The sequence below is a fragment of the Streptomyces sp. NPDC051987 genome (assembly GCF_040680735.1).
GTDB lineage: Bacteria > Actinomycetota > Actinomycetes > Streptomycetales > Streptomycetaceae > Streptomyces.
Genome location: NZ_JBFAXI010000010.1, coordinates 1 through 15194, shown reverse-complemented (window position 1 = coordinate 15194; position 15194 = coordinate 1). Strand labels below are relative to the sequence as shown.

The following is a 15194-nucleotide window of genomic DNA, read 5'->3' as shown; positions in this document are numbered from 1 at the left end:
AGGTGCCGTGAAGCTCCCCCGCGTCAAGCTGCCCTCCCGGCCGCGCCGGACGCTGACCGACGTGACGGACGTGGCCGGTATCGGCTGTCTGGTCGGTGCCGCCTGGTGGTGGCAGCCGATCGCCGGCCTCGTCGCCCTCGGCGTGGCCCTGATCGTCATCGGCTGGGCGGTGGGCGAATGAGCCTGTTCCGCCGCGGCATCGAGCGCCGTACCGTCCAGCAGTTCGGGGACAGCAGTATCCCCACCAACGGCAGCCTGGCGATGCCGACCGCGTCCGGGGTGAACGTCAATGACCAGACCGCCATGCAGCTGGTCGCCCTCCAGGCGTGCGTGCGCATCCTGTCCTCGGCGATTGCCCGCCTGCCGCTGAACGCGATGGTCGACCGCAACGGCGTGAAGATGCCGACCCCGACGACGCCCACGATCGTCGCGGACCCCTTCGGCGGCGCCGGCAACACCCGCTTCCCGACCCGCCGCGCCGGCTTGAAGCAGCTGGCCATCTCCCTGCTGCTGCGCGGCAACGGCTACGGCATCGTCACCGCCCGCGATTACCTGTACCGGCCGTCGCGGATCGCTGTCCTTCACCCGGACCAGGTCAAGGTCACGATGAACGACGACGGCGGCCGCGACTACGAGATCAACCGCATCAAGGTCGACGACCCGGCCGACATGCTGCACCTGACCGGGATGTGCATGCCCGGCTCGGCGACCGGCATGTCCCCGGTCTCCTACGCCCGGACGGCCATCGGCCTCGGCCTGGCCGCCGAGCAGTACGGCGCCCAGTACTTCGGCAAGGGCGCCCACATGACCGGCGTCATCACCGTCCCCGGCGACCTCGACAAGAAGCGCGCCCGGGAGATGAAGGAAGGCTTCGAGGCCTCCCACTCCGGTCTCGCCAACGCGCACGCGATCGGCGTCCTGTCCGGCGGCGCCGAATGGAAGAACATCAGCGTCACCCCCGAGGACGCCCAGTTCCTCGGCACCCGCGCCGCCCAGAACCTCGACATGGCGATGCTGTACGGCGTCCCGCCCCACATGCTCGGCCAGGTCGACCGCACCACCAGCTGGGGCACCGGCATCGAGCAGCAGGCCATCGGCTTCCGCGTCTGGACGCTGGACGACTGGCTGGGCACCTTCGAGGACGCGTGGACGGCGATGCTGCCGCGCGGCCAGTCCGCCGTGTTCGACACCAGCGAGCTGGAGCGCACCGACACCGCCGGCCGCTGGTCCTGGTACGCCACGGCCCGGACCATCGGCGGCATGACGCGGAACGAGATCCGCGCCAAGGAGAACCTGCCGCCGGTCAAGGGCGGCGACGACATCGACGCGCCCCTCAACAGCGCGCACTCGGGCGACACAGCACCCGAGCCGACCCCGCCGCCGGACGATCCGCCGGCTCCCCCCGCGAAGCCGTAGGAGGCCGCGATGCCTGACCTGTCCGTGCGGGCCGAGCGGCCCGCGACCCTGCAGCACCGCGCGCTGCCCTTCCGCGACGTCGAGCTGCGCGCCAAGCCGGACGGCACCGGCGGCGATACCCTGACCTTCACCGGGTACGCCTGCGTCACCGAGGTCGGCTACGAGATGGAGGACTGGCTCGGCCCGTTCACCGAGGTCGTCCGCCAGGGCGCCTTCACCAAGACCCTCGCCGAGGGCGCGGACGTCCCGTTCCTCGTCAACCACACCGGGCTGACGCTGGCGCGCACGAAGTCCGGGACGATGCGGCTGGCCGAGGACGACACCGGCCTGCACACCGAGGCCGACCTGGACCCGGCCAGCCCCCACGTGCAGGCCCTGCGCTCGGCGATGGACCGCGGCGACGTCGACGAGATGAGCTTCGGTTTCTGGATCACCCGGCAGCAGTGGTCCCCGGACTTCGACCAGCGCGACATCCTTGAAGTCTCCCTGAACAAGGGGGATGTCTCGATCGTCAATTACGGCGCCAACCCCAACACGGCTGGGGCGCAGCTGAACGCGCGCGACGTGCAGTCGCAGCTGCAGCGGCTGTCCCCGGACGAGCGGCGCGCCGTGTTCGACCGGCTCGCCGCCGAGTTCACGCCCGCACCCGTCGAGGACGTCCCGACCGGGCCGAGCCTCGCCCTGCTGCAGGCCCGCGCCCGCGCGCTGGCCCTCTGACCGCACCACCCGCCTGCCGACCGCGCCGGAGCCGCGCCGGCCGCCCACGCCGGACCCCTGTAGGGGCACCACCTGGACGGCCACCCGGACCACCACCCGAGCCGCAGGCACGCCAACACCCATCCCATCGTCTGGAAGGACGACCATGCCCAACGCCCAGATCACCGGGCTGCTTGAGCGGCGTGCCGAGCTCAAGAAGGAGCTCGACGGCCTGCTGGAGGCAGCGAAGAAGGAGAACCGCGACAAGCTCGGCGAGGACGAGCAGCAGCGGTTCGACACGGCCGAGCAGGAGATCCGCGACATCGACACGCGGGTGACCGAGCTCGACGAGCAGCAGAAGCGCGACGACCAGGCCGCCGAGATCGCCAAGCGGTACGGCGTCGGCCGCATCGAGGTCGTCGACGAGCCGCGCACCTACGCCCGCGAGGCCGGCCACTCCTACTTCCTCGACCTCGCCCGGGTGCAGCTCAACCGCGGCGACGGCGACGGCGGCGTGTCCGCCGCGCTGGAGCGGCTGCAGCGGCACGGTGCTGAGATCGACGCCGACATGCCCAAGCGGGAGCGTGCCCGCCGCGCGGCCGCCGACCGCGACCGCGACGCCCTGGACCGCGACCTGAACGTCCGGGGCCGCGGCACCGTGTTCGAGAAGCGCGTCAACCCCAACAGGACCGACGGCCAAGGCGGATATTTCGTGCCGCCGCTGTGGCTGGTCGACGACTACATCGACCTGCCGCGCTTCGGCCGCACCTTCGCCAACACGGTCCGCAACATGGCGCTCCCGCCCGGCACCGACAGCGTCAACGTGCCGAAGGTCGCCACCGGTACGGCGACCGGCATGCAGACCGCCGACGCGGCCGCAGTCACCTCGACCGACCTGACGGACACCTCGGTGTCCGCCCCGGTCCGCACCATCGCGGGCCAGCAGGACGTCGCGATCCAGCTGCTCGACCAGTCCCCGGTCGCGTTCGACGAGGTCGTGTTCGCCGACCTGATCGCCGACTACAACATGCGGCTGGACACCCAGTGCTGGAGCGGCTCCGGAAGCTCTGGCCAGCTCAAGGGCGTCCTGAACGTCTCCGGCATCAACTCGGTGACCTACACCGACGCCACGCCGACCCTGCCCGAGCTGTACGCCCCGCTCATGCAGGCCCTGTCCCTGTCGGCGAAGAACCGCAAGATGATGCCGACGGCCGTGTTCCTCACGCCGTCGCGCTGGTTCTGGATGGCCTCGCAGCTCGACTCGCAGAACCGGCCGTTCATCCTCCCGGAGACGAATGCCCCCTTCAACCCGCTGGCCCTGCAGACCGGCGGCGACGTCGAGGGCCCGGTGGGCCGCGTCCTGAACTTCCCGCTGCTGGCCGACGGCAACATCCCGGCGAACCTCGGCGCGGGCACGAACGAGGACCGCATCGCCGCGATGCGCACCTCCGACCTGTACCTGTGGGAAGGGTCGATGCGCACCCGCGTCCTGCAGGAGGTCCTCTCCGGGACGCTGCAGGTCCGCTTCCAGGTCTACAACTACGCCGCGTTCATGCCCGACCGGCGCCCGGAGACGATCTCGGTCATCTCCGGTACCGGCGTCATCGCCCCGACCGGGTTCTGATCCCGCCAGCTCCCCGGGCTGCCGTTGAGGGTGCGGCGGCCCGGGGCCTTCCCCCAGACAGGAGAGTGTGCGATGCACGATCGCGTCGCTGAACTGGCCGGACTCCGAAACGAGCTGGCCATCTGCGAGAACGGGCCGCGCGAGACGCGGCGGGAGAAGACCGGCGAGGTCCAGGAGCAGATCGACCGCGTCCGCGGCGAGCTCGACGAGCAGGCGGCCGCGCTGGAGAAACGCGCCGAGGAACTGCAGAGCAACGGCCAGGACGGCGCGGCAGGCGAGGCCCGCGAACAGGCCCGCGCGATCCGTGAGGTCCTGGACGCCGACGGCGGGAGCGACTCGCCCAAGCGCACCGGCAAGCGCACGGCGGCCGCGCAGAAGCCCCCGCAGACCCGCTGACCGGAAAGGGGGGCCGTCGTGCCGCTGATCTACTACACCGGCCAGGACGTGCGGCTGTCCGAGACCGTGCTCGACGACACCGGGGCCCCCGCCACCGGCACCCTGACCGTCGCCGTGACGGTCACCGATCCGAATGGCATCGTCACCACCCCGGCCGTCACCAACGCCGGCAGCGGCCAGTACGTCGCCGCCGTGCCCGCAGTCGCAGCCGCCGGGACCTGGCGGTACCGGTGGACGGCGACCGGCACGGGCGTCGGCTACGCCTCCGAGGGTCAGTTCCAGGTGCGGCCGCTCGGCCTGCAGCAGATTGTCGACCTCGCCTCGGTCAAGGCGCACCTGAACCTGCCCACCACGGACACCAGCCAGGACGCAGAGCTGCAGGGCTTCATCCTCGCCGCGGGCGACCTCGCCCGGGACGTGGTCGGGCCGATGCTGCCCGAGCAGCACACCGAGTGGCACGACGGCGGCTCGCCCACGATCACCCTGGACTGGCAGCCCGTCGCGTCCGTGCAGTCGGTCACCGAGTACGTCTCGGCGTCCACCTGGGTGCTCACCGAGCAGCCGCTCGGCAGTTCCACGGACGCCTACGGCTACACCGTCGACCTCGACAAGGGCCAGATCGTGCGCCGCGCGACCGGCGGCGCCGTGTGCTTCCCGCACGGCATCAAGAACGTGAAGGTCGTCTACACCGCGGGCACGTCCGGCGCGATCCCGTGGACCGTGCGGCTCGGCGCGCTGGAGCTGATCCGGCACCTGTTCCAGCTCACCCAGCAGGGCGGCCGGCCGCGCTTCGGCGGGGCCGCGCTGGACGGCGAGTCGATGGGCGTGCCGACCGGGTTCGCCCTGCCGCAGCGCGTGCTGGAGCTGTGGCAGCCCTTCAAGCGGCCCCCGGGCATCGCATGACCACGCCCATCGGGAACATCCCCGCCTCCAGCATCCCCGCCGCCCGTACCTGGATCTTCCAGGGCCTGCAGACCCAACTCGCCGGCGTCCAGAACATTCTCGTCTGCCTCGACGAACCGGGCCCCTACCAGCCCGACGACATCATCTCCGTCGGCGACGTCCACCAGCAGTACAGCCCGGAGAGCGTGGTCGGCTCGGGCGGCTCGCACTGGCTGCGCGAGGACTACACGATCACGGTGACCGTCGACGTGTACCGGGGCGGCGACGACGCGGCCGCCGTGTTCGCGCGGGCCCGCCAGCTCGCCGACCTGGTCGTGGCCGTCGTCCGCTCGGACCCGTCCCTGGGCGGCGCGGTCGACCGCGGCAAGCCCGGCACGGTGCAGCACACGTCCGGCTGGTCGGAGGACCACAAGGGCCGCCAAGCCGTCGTCGAGATCGGCATCGACTGTCTCAAGACCCTGTGAGGGAAACCGTGCAGCTCACGTACACCGGCGATGAGGGCCGGTATTACCCCACGCTCGGCGTGGCCCCGGTGCCCGGCGAGACCTACGACCTGCCCGACGACCCGGGCGACGGCTGCTGGGACGCCGCGAAGACCCAGACGAAGAAGGCCGGCCGGGCGCCGGAGAAGGAGGGCAGCGATGCCTAAGCCGTCCCATCTCGCCGTGCTCGGCGTGGCCAAGGAGGTCACCCCCGGCACGCCCGTCGCGGCCACGAAGTGGATTCCCTGGAAGACGCTCACCCCGAAGGACGACGTCAACCTGATCCAGGACCAGGGCCAGCGCGGTGCCCCGGTCGACGTGTTCGGCCTGTACGGCGGGCAGAAGGGTGCCGAGCTGGACCTGGGCGGCGACGTCTTCGCCGACACCATCGGCTGGCTGCTGGCCTCCGTGCTGCCCGACCTGGTCACCACAGGCGCGAGCGCCCCGTTCTCGCACGTCTTCTCCACGCTGTGCACCGGGGACACCCAGCCGACACCGCAGACGTGGACCATCTACGACCCGCTGGGGACCTGGCAGTACCCGGGCGCTCAGTTCTCCGAGCTGGGGTTCAAGTGGAACGCCGACGGCCTGTTCGAGTGGTCCGCCAAGGCCACCACGTGGGCGTATGCCACCACGACGACGCCGACGCCGTCGTTCACCGCGGTGGCTCCGTCGCCGAACTGGCAGATCATCGGGCAGATCGGCGGCGTGGCCACGTTCATGCAGGACGGCGAGCTGACCATCAAGCGGAACGTCACCGCGATCCGCGGCTCGGCCGGCACCCAGAACCCGTACCGGATCTGGTCCGGGGACGTCTCCGTCGAGGGCAAGGCGACCCTCGTCATGGAGTCCAACGCGCAGCGGACCGCGTTCCAGGCCGCGACAGTGCAGTCGTTCGACGTGGCGTACACCCAGGGGGCGGCGGCCGCGCTGAACGGCCTGCAGCTGCACTGCAGCCAGGTCGCCTACACCGAGGGCACGCCGTCCTACGGCAAGGAGTACATCGAGCTCCCGGTGAGCTTCACGGCGATCGGCAACACCAGCGACATCGGGGCGTCCGGCGGCTACAGCCCGATCAAGGCGACGCTGCAGAACGCCATCGCCGCGAACACCTACAAGTAGAAGGACCACACCCTCATGAGCATCACCCGACACCAGATGCCCGACCAGGGCTGGGCGGACCTGCGCGAGCCCGCGGACGTGCCCGAGCGGCTGCGCCGCCCGGTGCGCACGATCCAGATGAAGCTCGCGCAGAACCCGGCGTTCGCGAGCGTCGTCAAGGACGCCCAGGCCAAGGGCGTCAAAGCCCTGGAGGACATCGACGAGACGCAGGCCGTCGAGATGGCCTCGGTCATGGGCGACGAGGCCCTCAGCCTGATGGACGACCTCAACGACCGGCTCATCATCTCCCGGGTAGCTGGCTGGTCCTACGGCGACGAGGTGTCCCTGGACGCGCTGCAGGACCTGCCCGGGGCGGTGTACGACAAGCTGAAGGAGATGTGCGCCGAGGGCGCCCTGCAGGGCGGTCCGGACTTCTCGCCCTCGACTGAGGCGGACAGCCCTACCGTGCCCTCTACCGCCTCCGCGTAGCGATAGAGGGGAAGTTCGAATACCCCGCGCACCAGCTGCCCATGGACGCGTACCGGGACTGGCAGCTGTGCCGTGTGGTCGGGCCGCCCAACACCTGGATGGATCTGCCGGCCGAGCGGCTCGACTGGATCCTCGCGGTGGACGGCGCGGTCGAGCAGGCGAAGGCCAACGTGCAGGAGGAGGCGGCCCGTGGCTGACGGCATCACCGTGATCGTGCGTGGCACGAAGGAGGCCCGCAGCGCCCTGACGCGCCTGGACCGGGAGATCGACCTCGCCACGGTCCGGGCGCTGAAGGCGACGCAGGCCCTGGCGAAGAAGTCCATCCGCTCGGGCCTGCGGGGGCGCCCCCGGTGGGACCACCGGGGGAAGTCCTCCCGGACCGGGCCGACGATCAATCTGAACCTGTCCCCGCACCACGTCACCAAGGGCGGGGGACCGGGGCGGCTGACGGGCAAGCTCAGCCGCGGTGTGGGCGGTGTCCGAAGGCCCAAGCCGTTGCCCGGCGGCGGTTTCCAGGGCGGTGTCGGCGTCGGCGGCGGGGTCCGCAACCTCTACAAGAAGCGGCTCGAAGGCCAGTACCCCTACGTCCGCCCCGGGGTCCGCAAGGCCGAACCGAAGATGGCCGCCGTCTGGCAGACCCATTGGCGGCGGGCGACGCAGATCTGATCTGAACCTGTGAGGGAGGTGACTCCCTCATGGGTGCGCTGCCTCCGGTCTTCATCGAGTTCCTGGGCCACTCCAAGGGCGTCAAGACGGCCATTGCCGACGTGAAGGCGGAGATGGCGGTTGCCGATGAGGCGGGCGCCGGCGCCTTCATGAAGACGGGCCTGATGGCCAAGGCCGCTGTCGTCGGCATCGGGATTGCGGCCGCCGGCGTGGCCGTCAAGACCGCGAAGATGGCCGGGGATTTCCAGCAGCAGATGACCCGCGTGCGCACCGGCGCGGGCGAGTCGGCGAAGAACATGCAGATGGTCGGTCAGGGCGTCCTCGCCATGGCCGGGCAGGTCGGCCAGTCCACGGACGAGCTGACCAAGGGCCTCTACATGACGGAGTCCGCGGGCTATCACGGCGCGGATGCCCTGAAGGTCCTCAAGACCGCGGCGATGGGCGCGAAGGTCGGTGCCGCGGACCTGAACACCACCACCGACGCCGCCACCACGGCGATGAACGCGTACCACACGGGCGCGAGCTCCGTCACCGACGTGATGAACAGCCTCATCGCGACCGAGGCGGAGGGCAAGACCAACCTCGAAGCCCTCGCGGGCAGCATGTCGACGATCCTGCCGGTGGCGGCCGCCGCGCACGTCGGCCTGCACGAGGTTCTCGGCGCGATGGCGACGATGACCGCGCAGGGCACCCCGGCCGCGGTCGCCGCGACCTACCTGCGCCAGACCATCGGCCAGCTGTCCAACCCCAGCGCCAAGGCCGCGACCGAGATGAAGAACCTCGGCCTGGACGCCGTCCAGGTCGGGCAGAACCTCGGCAAGCACGGCCTGGCCTCGACGCTGACGATGCTCACCGACGCCATCGAGAAGAAGATGGGCCCGGCCGGCACCGTCCTCATCCGGCACCTGCAGGGCGCGTCCAAGAACACCACCGAGTTCCAGAGGGCATTGGCCAACCTGCCGCCGCAGCAGCAGACCTACGTCGGCGCGCTCGCCACGATGGTCGGCGGCACCAAGTCCATGCAGGCCGCGCTCCAGCTGACCGGCCCGCACATGAAGGACTTCATCAAGAACACCGCCGGCATCGACGAACACGTCAAGAAGGGCGGCAAGAGCGTCGAGGGCTGGGCGGACGTCCAGAAGAACTTCAACCAGAAGATGGACCAGGCCAAGGCCTCCGCGCACGCCCTGGGCATCCAGGTCGGGCAGTTCCTGCTGCCCGCCTTCCAGAAGATCCTCGGTGTCATCGCCAAGGGAACGACGTGGCTGGCCGCGCACCAGAACGTTGCCAAGGCCCTGGCGATCGTCATCGGCGTGGCCCTGGTCGCCGCGATCGCCGCGGTGACGGCCGCCCTGTACGGGATGGCGGCCGCGGCCGCGGTCAACCCGGTCACCTGGATCGTCCTCGCGGTCATCGCGCTGATCGCCGCCATCGTCCTGCTGGTGGTCCACTGGAAGACCGTCTGGGGCTTCATCAAGCGGATCAGCGCCGACGTCGCGAACGCCGTCGTCGGCGCCTGGAACTGGATCGCGAACGGCACGGCCAGCATCTGGCAGTCGATCGTGGACTGGGTGAAGGGCGCCTGGCACGCGATCGCGTCCTGGTTCGCCGGCGCCTGGCACTCGGTCGCCGACCCCGTGGTGCGCGCCTGGCACTGGATCCGGCAGACCACCGCGACCGTGTGGAACGCCATCAGCGGATTCTTCCGGAAGTGGTGGCCCCTGCTCCTGGTGATCTTCATGTTCCCGATCGCGGTGCTCGTGGCGGTCTGGAACCGCACCCACCACGCGATGGCGTCGGCGGCGCGCGCGGTGTGGAACGGCATCGCCAGCTTCTTCGGTGCCATCTGGGACGGCATCAAGACGGCCGCCTCTACCATCTGGGCGCTCATCCAGGCCGCGGTCATCACCCCGATGGTCGCGCTGTGGAACGACCTGAAGTCCCTGTGGAACACGGCCAAGGGCTGGCTGGGCACCGCGTGGTCGGCGATCCGGTCCGTGGCCGCGAGCGTGTGGGGCTCGATCAAGTCGGCGATGATCAACCCGATCGTGTCGGTGTGGCGGTCGATCACCAGCTACATGGGCAAGGTCGCCTCCGCCATCAAGGACAAGCTCACCCAGGCCTGGAACACCGCCAAGGGCTGGGGCGACAAGTTCGTGTCGGTCGGCAAGAACATCGTGATGGGCGTCGTCCACGGCGTCGAGAACTCGGCGAGCTCCCTGTTCGGCTCGCTCAAGCACCTCGCGTCCGGCGCGCTGAGCGCGGCCAAGTCCTTCCTCGGGATCGCCTCCCCGTCGAAGAAGTTCGCCGAGATCGGCGCGTACATCAACGACGGCCTGGTGCAGGGCCTGACCGGTTCCACGGCCCGGGTGAAGTCGGCGACGATCCGCATCGCGCAGATGCTGTACCGCGAGTTCGGCTCCTCCGGGCACCGGCACCTGCAGTCGCTGGTGCGCCGGGACGGCGCCGAGCTGGTCAGGCTGGCCGAGCAGCGGGACCGGGTCGCCATCCGGCTGAAGGCGGCGAACAAGAAGCTCGCCGACCTCCAAAAGGACTGGACGAAGACACGGGACAGTGTCGCCGCCTCGGTCATGCAGAACGTGTCCGTGGTCACCGCGCTACCCGAGGGATCCGTCCAACTCACCAGCCAGGACGTGGTGGCGAACATGCGCGACCAGGTGGCCAAGGCCAAGGCGTTCGCGGCCAACCTGACCAAGCTGCGCAAGATGCACCTGCGCGCCGACCTCATCCAGCAGATCGCCGACTCGGGGGTCGACCAGGGCGGCGCGACCGCGGCCGCGCTGGCGAGCGGGAACGCCGCCCAGATCGCCGAGATCAACAAGCTGCAGGGGCAGGCCAAGTCGGCCGCGGGCAGCGTCGGTACGGCGACCGCCGATGCGATGTACAAGGCCGGGATCAACAGCGCCAAGGGCCTCGTGCGGGGCCTGAAGTCGCAGCAGAAGGCCATCGACAAGCAGATGGAGCACATCGCCAAGTCGATGGCGGCCGCCATCCGCAAGGCTTTGAAGATCCATTCTCCGTCGCAGGTGTTCCACGAGATCGGCCAGTTCATCACCCAGGGCCTGGCCAACGGCATCAACGCCACCAGCCGCAGGGCCGAGTCGGCGGCACTGGCGATGGCCGGCGCCGTGTCCACCGCCGGAATGCCTGCGGTCCCGAAGCTGGCGGCCGCCCGGCAGCTGGCGTTCGCGGGCGGCGGCGGCGCGGGCGGCGTCCTGGAGCTCACCACCGTCGTCAACATCGACGGCGAGGTGCTCTTCAAGAAGATGCAGCGCCGTGCCCTGCAGCACGAGCGCCGCAACACCTCCAACGGCCTGTCGGCCAAGACCCGCTGAACAGGGGGCCCTTCGTGACCGTCCCAACCGGATTCCCTCTCACCGACGGCCCCCTGATCGGCACCTGGCCGCGCATCCTCGTCCAGATCGCGTGGAACGCCGGCGGCAACTCGACGGCCCCGAACAACTGGTACACCGTCTCCAAGCGGCTGCGCGGCGCCTGGAAGGCCACCCTCGCCGGGCGGCAGTACGAACTCGACACCGTCACCAGCGGCGAGATGACCTTCAAGCTCGACAACCTCGACGGCGCCTTCGACCCGGACAACACGGCCAGCCCGTACTACCCCTACGTGCTGCCCTACCGGCGTGCGCGTCTGATCGCGATGACCGGGCCGAGCCAGAACCTGCTGTACCCCTGGGTCGCCAACGGCACCAGGACCCTGTCCATGGCCGTCTCGTCGGGCACCCTGAGCACCGCCACCGGCCTGGCGGCCTCCCTCTCGGGCCTGACCACAGCGCAGACCTGGACCATCCCCAACGGGACCGGCTCGGGGGCGGCCATGGGCCTGTGGGGGGACGTGCAGCCGTGGACGAGCCACGACTGCGAGGGCACCACCGTGACCGCCGGCGCCTCCTACTCGGTCGGCGTCGACCTCCAGCTCGCCTCCGGCGGCATGAGCGGCCTGGACATGAAGATCCGGCTCGGCTGGTACGACCTCAACGGCAACCTGCTCTCCCGCAGCCTGGGCACCACGACCACGATCACCACGAGCTGGGTGCGGCTGTCGATGACCCGCACCGCCCCGGCAGGGGCCAGTTTCGCCATCGCGAGTATCTCCACCAACATAGCCGCCACGGCGAACACCACCGTGCGCGTCACCGGCTGGCAGCTCGAACAGTCCAGTGCGCCTACGACCTGGGCGTACCCGGGCGACTGGATGCAGCTGTGGCAGGGCTTCGTCGAGCGCTGGCCCCAGTCCTACGAGCAGAACGGCAAGTACGGCCTGGTCGACGTCACCTGTGTCGACTCCCTCGCCCCGCTCTCCCAGCTGACCTACCAGAACGTCATGCCCGGCTGGCTGTCGCAGACCCAGTCGGCCAGCCTGCAGTGCGCCTACGACCTCGCCTCGACGAGCGCCAGCCGCGACGGCGCCGCCACGGCGTTCCTGCCGTATGCCGGAGCGCAGCTGTCGACCGGCTGCCTGGACGTCGTCGGCGCCAACATCACCTACGGCACCTCCATCACCTCCACCAGCGACCTGGGGACACTGTGGGGTGTGCCCGGACCCGTGACGACGCTGGCCAACAACCAGGCCGCATCTTTGGGCACGAGCGCCGGCGCCACCTACCTGCTGCCCTGGGACGGCACCGACCACCTCATGCTGCCCAACGGCGGGTGGACGCGGCTGATCTGCTTCCGCACCAGCGTGCAGCCCAACACCGGCGGCCGCTTCTCCGTCGCCACCCTGTGGGGTGCCACCGGCCCCGGCTACCTCTCCGGCAGCGGCAACCAGTCCGTGGCCAACGTCGAGATCTTCTCCGACGGCTACATGACGTTCAAGCTGCAGAACTCCGGCAAGACCGCGTCCGCATACGTCGAGAACCCCTCCTTCTACGTCTGCGACGGGAACTGGCACTGCGCCGTCCTGACCCTGTCGGCCGACGGCAAGAGCGCCCTGCTGACCGTGGACGGCGCCGGAGCAAGCGCTACCTCGACGATCAGCATGGCCTCCTCGACCTACACATCCGACGTCATCGGGGCCACGGTCACCACGAACGGAGCGGGCGAGAACACCGCCCCCTTCAACGGGGACATCGCCTACTTCGCCCAGTGGAACACCGCCCTCGACGCGGCCACCGCCGCCGACCTCGCTCGCGGCTTCGCCCGCGGCTGGGCCGATGACACGCCCACCAGCCGCATCAGCCGCCTCCTCTCGCTCGCCTCGTTCCACCCGGGCAGCGCGGTCACCTTCCAGACCGTGGGCACCCAGGGCTTCCTCGGCTCGATGGGCCTGAACGGGCGCTCCGCCCTGGACGCGATCCAGAAGTCTGCGGACACCGAGAACGGCCAGTTCGCCGTCGACAACTTCGGCAATCCGACCCTGTACGGGCACCTGTGGCGGTGGGTCCAGAACACCCCTGTCGTCATCTTCGGCGAGAACCTCGCCGGCGGCGAGGTCCCCGTCAAGGACGACATCAAGTTCGAGCAGGACCCCGCCCACCTCTACAACGACGTGCAGATCACCGTGGACGGCGCCGCGGACGTCACCGACACCAACCAGCTGCAGGAGGCCGAGGACACCACCAGCCAGACCGCCTACTTCCCGCAGACCCTCACCCGCACCATCAACCCGCAGAAGACCGCCACCGGCGCGAGCATGGCCAACTACCTGCTCAGCCTCTACAAGGACCCCCACACCCGCCTGCAGGGCCTGACCGTCGACCTCGGCCACAGCCCCACCCTGCAAAAGCAGGTCATGGGCCTGCACTTCGCCGACCTCGTGCGCGTCATGAAGCGGCCCGCCCTGGCCCCCGCCAAGCAGCTGGACGGCTTCATCGAGCAGCTGGAATGGTCGGGCGACGACACCGGGCAGATCCAGCTGAAACTGCAGGTCTCCCCGGCCTCCCAGTACCGCTACTGGATGATCTCCGCCGCCTGGGCCGCCCTCTCGTCGGGCATCGCCGCCGGCGTCAACGTGATCACCGTCGGGCCGATCTCCGGGAACAACGCGATCGCCGCGCAGTACGTCATCCCGTCCGGCTTCCAGATGGTCCTCGGCTACGGCACCGCCAACGCCGAGACGGTCACCGTCCAGTCCGTCCAGACCGTCACCGCCGGCTACAGCACCGTGCAGCTAACCCTCACCGCGAACACGACCAACAGCCACGCCAGCGCGGACATCATCTGCTCCGCGCTGCCCGGCACCGCGACGCTGCCGCCCGGCGGCACCTACCCCACCTGCTACGACGTGCCCGCTCAATTCGGCGGCACCAGCCCGCTGTTCGGCTTCGGATGACCTCGGAGGCACCGTGACCACCCGTCCCGCCATCACCCAGGCCGTCGCCGGGTTCCCCGCCTCCGACGCCTGGTGGCTCGCGCAGGTCTACAACCCGCTGGTGTACCTGTACAACTACACGCCGCAGGTGCTCAGCTACACCGCGATCACCGCGAACACGTCGACGACCACCACCACCGAGCTCGTCGCCATCACCACCCCGTCGATCACCTTCCAGAACGGCCGCGCCTACCGCATCACCTACAAGGGCCTCGGGATCGGCACGACCACCGGCGACAACGGCCAGTTCCGCGTCCGCAAGACCAACACCAGCGGCACCGCCTACATCGACGGCTTCCGTACCTACCTCTTCGCGGGCAACACGATGTTCAACCTGCAGAACATCTGCGCGAACAACTCCGGCGCCGACATCACCGCGGCCCTCGTCGGCACCTACGCCCTGGCCAGCGGCGGCGGCACCGTGGCCGTCGCCGCCAGCACCAACAACGTCGCCTACATCCTCGTCGAGGACATGGGCATCTCCAGCAACTTCACCAACGCCACCGCCATCACCTGAGAGGCCACCGATGAGCCTGCCCACCAGCGGCTACACCCCGCGCTCCGTCACGGTGAACGTCAGCGTCCAAAACCCCGACACCCTCGACCAGGACGGCGCCACCGTCGACGTCACCTTCCAGAGCGGCATCACCGGCGCGTCCGCACCGATCATCGAGGCCATCGCCGCCGCCATCGCCACCACCCTCACCACGGCCTATCCCGGCTGGACGGTCAGCCGGAGCGCATGGACGACCGGCACGTCCGACGTGCAGCTGACCTGACCCGCACCCCACTCTCCTCGCCACGCCCCAGCCGACCGGCCCAGGGGCGTTTTTCACGCCCTCAAGGAGCACCGTGAAGATCCGTTTCATCGACGAGTACTCCAGCCACACCGGCGGACGACTCGGCCGGCACATCGAGCACGACCCGCGCTCCCGCGCCTACGCCCTCTCCGAGGACCTGCTGCCGTCCACCTACACCAGCGCCGTCCACACGGTCCGCATCCCCGTCCTGGACCAGGGCAGCCTCGGATCGTGCACCGGCAACGCCGCCGAGGCGTTCGCCGGCACCG

17 protein-coding genes are annotated in these 15194 nt (G+C 69.9%); all 17 read left to right on the top strand.

Annotated features, from left to right (window positions below):
- Positions 1 to 7 precede the first annotated feature (7 nt).
- On the top strand, positions 8 to 181 hold the full coding sequence (locus tag AB0M11_RS08155; protein ID WP_365702657.1) for a hypothetical protein: 174 nt from the start codon (positions 8 to 10) through the stop codon (positions 179 to 181).
- On the top strand, positions 178 to 1416 hold the full coding sequence (locus AB0M11_RS08150) for a phage portal protein (protein ID WP_365702655.1): 1239 nt from the start codon (positions 178 to 180) through the stop codon (positions 1414 to 1416). Before AB0M11_RS08155 ends, AB0M11_RS08150 begins: the two co-directional genes overlap by 4 nt.
- A gap of 9 nt (positions 1417 to 1425) precedes the next feature.
- Positions 1426 to 2133: an HK97 family phage prohead protease gene (locus AB0M11_RS08145; RefSeq protein ID WP_365702652.1), complete on the top strand. Its 708-nt coding sequence runs from the start codon at positions 1426 to 1428 to the stop codon at positions 2131 to 2133.
- Positions 2134 to 2278: 145 nt separating this feature from the next.
- Positions 2279 to 3736 (top strand): phage major capsid protein, encoded by a 1458-nt coding sequence (locus AB0M11_RS08140; RefSeq protein WP_365702649.1) that lies wholly within the window; start codon positions 2279 to 2281, stop codon positions 3734 to 3736.
- Between the two features lie 72 nt (positions 3737 to 3808).
- Positions 3809 to 4132, top strand: a complete 324-nt coding sequence (locus AB0M11_RS08135) for a hypothetical protein (protein ID WP_365702647.1) — start codon at positions 3809 to 3811, stop codon at positions 4130 to 4132.
- A gap of 18 nt (positions 4133 to 4150) precedes the next feature.
- Positions 4151 to 5035, top strand: a complete 885-nt coding sequence (locus AB0M11_RS08130) for a hypothetical protein (RefSeq protein WP_365702645.1) — start codon at positions 4151 to 4153, stop codon at positions 5033 to 5035.
- A complete protein-coding gene (locus AB0M11_RS08125) occupies positions 5032 to 5499 on the top strand; it encodes a hypothetical protein (protein WP_365702643.1) in 468 nt (155 codons plus the stop codon). Before AB0M11_RS08130 ends, AB0M11_RS08125 begins: the two co-directional genes overlap by 4 nt.
- Positions 5500 to 5507: 8 nt before the next feature.
- On the top strand, positions 5508 to 5684 hold the full coding sequence (locus AB0M11_RS08120; protein WP_365702641.1) for a hypothetical protein: 177 nt from the start codon (positions 5508 to 5510) through the stop codon (positions 5682 to 5684).
- Positions 5677 to 6639, top strand: coding sequence for a phage tail tube protein (locus AB0M11_RS08115; protein WP_365702639.1), 963 nt, complete (start codon positions 5677 to 5679; stop codon positions 6637 to 6639). The genes AB0M11_RS08120 and AB0M11_RS08115 overlap by 8 nt, the downstream gene beginning before the upstream one ends.
- 15 nt (positions 6640 to 6654) lie before the next feature.
- Complete coding sequence (locus tag AB0M11_RS08110) at positions 6655 to 7107, top strand: hypothetical protein (protein WP_365702637.1); 453 nt, start codon at positions 6655 to 6657, stop codon at positions 7105 to 7107.
- Between the two features lie 41 nt (positions 7108 to 7148).
- Complete coding sequence (locus tag AB0M11_RS08105) at positions 7149 to 7304, top strand: hypothetical protein (RefSeq protein WP_365702635.1); 156 nt, start codon at positions 7149 to 7151, stop codon at positions 7302 to 7304.
- Entirely contained in the window at positions 7297 to 7773 is a 477-nt protein-coding gene (locus AB0M11_RS08100; RefSeq protein WP_365702633.1) for a hypothetical protein, read from the top strand. Before AB0M11_RS08105 ends, AB0M11_RS08100 begins: the two co-directional genes overlap by 8 nt.
- Before the next feature lie 29 nt (positions 7774 to 7802).
- Positions 7803 to 11129, top strand: a complete 3327-nt coding sequence (locus tag AB0M11_RS08095) for a phage tail tape measure protein (protein WP_365702631.1) — start codon at positions 7803 to 7805, stop codon at positions 11127 to 11129.
- A 14-nt stretch (positions 11130 to 11143) separates the two neighbouring features.
- A complete protein-coding gene (locus AB0M11_RS08090; RefSeq protein ID WP_365702629.1) occupies positions 11144 to 14086 on the top strand; it encodes a hypothetical protein in 2943 nt (980 codons plus the stop codon).
- A 13-nt stretch (positions 14087 to 14099) separates the two neighbouring features.
- A complete protein-coding gene (locus AB0M11_RS08085; RefSeq protein WP_365702627.1) occupies positions 14100 to 14642 on the top strand; it encodes a hypothetical protein in 543 nt (180 codons plus the stop codon).
- A gap of 10 nt (positions 14643 to 14652) precedes the next feature.
- Positions 14653 to 14904, top strand: coding sequence for a hypothetical protein (locus AB0M11_RS08080; RefSeq protein ID WP_365702625.1), 252 nt, complete (start codon positions 14653 to 14655; stop codon positions 14902 to 14904).
- Positions 14905 to 14977: 73 nt separating this feature from the next.
- On the top strand, positions 14978 to 15194 hold a 217-nt coding region (locus tag AB0M11_RS08075; protein ID WP_365702623.1), incomplete at its 3' end, for a hypothetical protein.

Coding starts and splice junctions, on each gene's coding strand:
- AB0M11_RS08150 (WP_365702655.1), top strand. CDS start 178: ATGAGCCTGTTCCGCCGCGGCATCGAGCGCCGTACCGTCCAGCAGTTC.
- AB0M11_RS08145 (WP_365702652.1), top strand. CDS start 1,426: ATGCCTGACCTGTCCGTGCGGGCCGAGCGGCCCGCGACCCTGCAGCAC.
- AB0M11_RS08140 (WP_365702649.1), top strand. CDS start 2,279: ATGCCCAACGCCCAGATCACCGGGCTGCTTGAGCGGCGTGCCGAGCTC.
- AB0M11_RS08135 (WP_365702647.1), top strand. CDS start 3,809: ATGCACGATCGCGTCGCTGAACTGGCCGGACTCCGAAACGAGCTGGCC.
- AB0M11_RS08125 (WP_365702643.1), top strand. CDS start 5,032: ATGACCACGCCCATCGGGAACATCCCCGCCTCCAGCATCCCCGCCGCC.
- AB0M11_RS08115 (WP_365702639.1), top strand. CDS start 5,677: ATGCCTAAGCCGTCCCATCTCGCCGTGCTCGGCGTGGCCAAGGAGGTC.
- AB0M11_RS08110 (WP_365702637.1), top strand. CDS start 6,655: ATGAGCATCACCCGACACCAGATGCCCGACCAGGGCTGGGCGGACCTG.
- AB0M11_RS08105 (WP_365702635.1), top strand. CDS start 7,149: ATGGACGCGTACCGGGACTGGCAGCTGTGCCGTGTGGTCGGGCCGCCC.
- AB0M11_RS08095 (WP_365702631.1), top strand. CDS start 7,803: ATGGGTGCGCTGCCTCCGGTCTTCATCGAGTTCCTGGGCCACTCCAAG.
- AB0M11_RS08080 (WP_365702625.1), top strand. CDS start 14,653: ATGAGCCTGCCCACCAGCGGCTACACCCCGCGCTCCGTCACGGTGAAC.